The sequence below is a fragment of the Butyrivibrio sp. AE3009 genome, assembly GCF_000420845.1.
Classification (GTDB): domain Bacteria; phylum Bacillota; class Clostridia; order Lachnospirales; family Lachnospiraceae; genus Butyrivibrio.
This window is the reverse complement of sequence record NZ_ATVS01000085.1, coordinates 1-3626: the sequence shown is the minus strand read 5'-3', so window position 1 is coordinate 3626 and position 3626 is coordinate 1. Positions and strand designations below refer to the sequence as shown.

General features: G+C 50.8%; 3 protein-coding genes. All 3 read right to left on the bottom strand.

The window, feature by feature from the left end:
* Positions 1 to 212: 212 nt before the first annotated feature.
* A complete protein-coding gene (locus tag G588_RS0118275) occupies positions 213 to 1280 on the bottom strand; it encodes an NAD(P)-dependent alcohol dehydrogenase (RefSeq protein WP_022780130.1) in 1068 nt (355 codons plus the stop codon).
* A 174-nt stretch (positions 1281 to 1454) separates the two neighbouring features.
* Positions 1455 to 2228 carry an MBL fold metallo-hydrolase gene (locus G588_RS21005; RefSeq protein ID WP_196805014.1) on the bottom strand — a complete coding sequence of 258 codons (774 nt, stop codon included), beginning with the start codon at positions 2226 to 2228 and terminating at the stop codon, positions 1455 to 1457.
* Between the two features lie 83 nt (positions 2229 to 2311).
* Complete coding sequence (locus G588_RS0118265) at positions 2312 to 3490, bottom strand: iron-containing alcohol dehydrogenase (protein WP_026668904.1); 1179 nt, start codon at positions 3488 to 3490, stop codon at positions 2312 to 2314.
* Between the last annotated feature and the right edge of the window lie 136 nt (positions 3491 to 3626).

The window sequence follows — 3626 nt, the reverse complement described above, 5'->3', positions numbered from 1 at the left end:
AACCTGACGGAAGGGGTTTTCTCGCAGAGGTACTATAAATTAATGAAAATCACCATAGGTGAATTTCATTTATCCCCATGCCTTACACAAGAGCAGCTCCGGCTCTTCCTACCTAGGGGCCGGGAGCCCGGACTGATGCAATTAAATATTTGTATCAGTCCGGGATCCCGGTCCCAAGCCAGAAAGAACCGGAGCGTCCGTGTAGCCAAACTTTATGGCTGATTATCAAGAATAACTACAGGTTTGATCAGCTCTGCAGGCTTATCCTTCATAAGCTGCAGCGCCTCAGGAATATGCTCCCATCCATGGAATACATGCGTAGAAAGCTTGCTCACATCCAGCCTTCCTGATGAGATAAGTGCTCCCAGCTTCTCCATACGAAGTCTTCCGCCGGGCATCAGGCCGCCTGCGATCTGCTTGTGTCCCATACCAACGCCCCACTCAACACGAGGGATTGTGATATAGTCGCCGCTTCCCAGGTAATTAACGTTACCGATCTTGCCGCCGGGCTTAAGAGCCTTAACAGCTGATTCAAAGGTCTGTACTCCGCCGCCTGCAACAACGACTCTGTCAACGCCTACGCCGCCGGTCATCTCAAGAACCTGATCCTCGATGGTTCCGTTCTTGTAGCTGATGAACTCGTCTGCGCCATAGAACTTGGCAGCCTCTACGCATTTAGGACGTGTGCCTACTGCAATGATGCGGGATGCGCCGCGAAGACGTGCTCCTGCAACGCTCATAAGACCAACAGGTCCTATACCGATAACCAGAACTGTGTCACCGAACTGAACATCTGCCAGCTCTACGCCGTGGAATCCGGTAGGAACCATATCTGACAGCATGCAGGCATCCTCAAGGGTCATTCCCTCGGGCATGTGTGCCAGGTTACCGTCTGCATCGTTTACATGGAAAAATTCGGAATCAAGACCATCCTTGAAATTAGAGAACTTCCAGCCGGCCAGCATTCCGTTTGAATGCATTGAATATCCTGCCTGAGCTTCCAGTGAATTCCAGTCAGGTGTGATGGCGGGAACAAGAACCTTGTCGCCGGGTTTGAAGTCTTTGACCATACTGCCGACTTCAACAACTTCAGCGCAACCCTCGTGACCGAGGATCATGTTGTGACGATCGCCTACAGCGCCTTCCCAGACTGTGTGAACGTCAGAAGTGCAGATAGCGATTGCCAGAGGACGACAGATGGCGTCCATGGGTCCGCAGGCGGGGCGTTCTTTTTCAATCCAGCCTACTTCGCCGATTTTGAGCATTGCAAAACCTTTCATATCTTCACCTTCTCCTTTATAAAATTTTTTTATTCCCCAATAGATTGTGATAAAGACATTATAACGTAGAGGGCAGCTCCCTGTCATCAGGATTCTGCCCTCAAATATGCACAAAATAGCGATTTTCGCCATGTCTAAAGTAACCAATTGACATGACTTTCAGCCAAAAAAATATCAAGATTCCAGTACAATTTTTTCCATAATAACAGGAACCCGGCACTTCAATTTCCCGGGATATTTCACCTCGATATAATCCCTGAACTTGGCAGGGTCCTCGGAGTTGTCCGCGAACATGTCAAAATGCCCCGGAATAACCAGCTTGGTCCCTATCTCGCCGGCCAAATCCGCCGCCTCCTGATAGGTCATGTTGCCGATGCAGTTGTTGCTGTAACGCACCGCATCACGGCCGTTTATGGGAAGAAGCGCCGCATCCATCCTGCCAAAGCTCTTCACCGCCGGTAGCATTCCCTCATACCTGACCGTATCTCCCGCGTGATATATCTTGATCCCACCGCATTCCACAATGTACTGCAGATAGGGATACAGCCCCGTCGCCTCGTCCTTGTCCGGAAACTCATGGGCCGCCGGAATCGCATGAATAATGAAATCGCCTATTCTCACCGATTCCTCCGCATTGATTCCCACGGCATTTTCAGGCTTCACGCCGTCTTCCAGCACCGATTTTTCATGGGCTTTGGGAAAAACGAACTTCGCCTTCGGACATTTTTTTGCCCAGATTTTCCAGGCCTCGTGGTCGATGTGGTCCAGATGGTCATGAGTTCCAAGAAAAGCATCCACCCCCGTGACCTCCTTAGCAGGAATCGGCGGCTGCACCTGCCTCTCCTTCGTCGGCGTTGCAAAATAATCTATCATGATCGTGGTATTTGCTGACTTCAGCACAAGCCCCATCTGGCCCATCCACCACAGGGCAACACTTCCCGGTTTCACTACAGTACTTGCAATTTCCTTCATCTTATTGCCTCCTTGCTAAGTCGTAGAAGTAGTTTCATACCTCTGCTCCCCGGCCCCCTTTACATGCTTGCCTTGAAGATCTCCAACATTGCTGCCTCGTCCAGAACCTTGGCTGAGCCCTTTGCGCCGCCGACGCCTACGGCGCACTTATGGGCCATGTCCTTAAGCTCGTCCTCGGTGGGCTGAACTCCCAGTTCTCGGAGGTTTGTGGGCATCTCGATGCTTCTGTAGAAATCCTCCATGGCCTCAATGCCGCGAAGTGCGATCTCTTCGTCTGTTCCTGTGTTCTCCACCTCCATGACATTCAGTGCAAACTTCTTGAATCTGTGGAGACAGTTTTTGTATACGTATCTTGCCCAGCTGCCCCAGATCGCCGCAAGACCGGCGCCGTGGGCAACGTCATAGAGGCCGCCCAGCTCATGCTCCATCTTGTGGGTCATCCAGTCGCCGCCGTCGTTGCCGCAGCCTGTAAGACCGTTGTGGGACAGGCTTCCGGCCCACATTACTTCGGCGCGGGCATCGTAGTTCTTGGGATCCTTGTAGAGGATGAGAGCGTTCTTTTTTACCGTGCGAAGAAGTCCCTCAGCCAGGGCATCGGTGATCTCCATGTTTCCGCCGTTTGTAAAATATCTCTCCATCGTGTGCATCATAATATCCGTGCAGCCGCAGGCAGTCTGATAATCCGGAAGAGTCATGGTCAGCTCAGGATTCATGATGGCAAATTTAGCACGGCTATAATCACTGTTGCATCCCCTCTTAACAAGGCCCTCCTCCTTGGTGATAACGGAGGAATCGCTCATCTCGCTCCCTGTTGCGGCGATTGTCAGAATAACGCCAAGGGGCAGGCATGCAGCCGGCTTTCTCTTGTAATCGTAGAAATCCCAGACGTCACCCTCGTTGGCAACGCCGTAGCCAATTGCCTTGGCAGAGTCGATAGCGCTACCGCCGCCAACTGCCAGAAGGAAGTCCACATTTTCTTTTTTGCACAGCTTGATTCCTTCATATACAAGGCTAAGACGAGGATTGGGCACAGCGCCGCCCAGCGTCACATAGCTGATCCCCGCTGCATCCAGAGTATCGGTGACTTTCTTAAGAAGTCCCGAGCGGACAACGCTGCCTCCGCCGTAATGTATAAGGACCTTGGTTCCGCCAAACTCTTCTATGAGCTCGGCGACTTTTGCCTCAGTGTTTTTGCCGAAGACAACCTTGGTCGGTGTAAAATATTTAAAATCAAACATTCTATAACCCTCCTATATTCCCGATTTATAACAAATCATATTTATATGATATACGAATTGCTCCATGACTAAAGTCATTTTCGCAATTCTGCAAATATTCGGAAACCGCTAATTTACTGCGTAAATTGCTTATTCC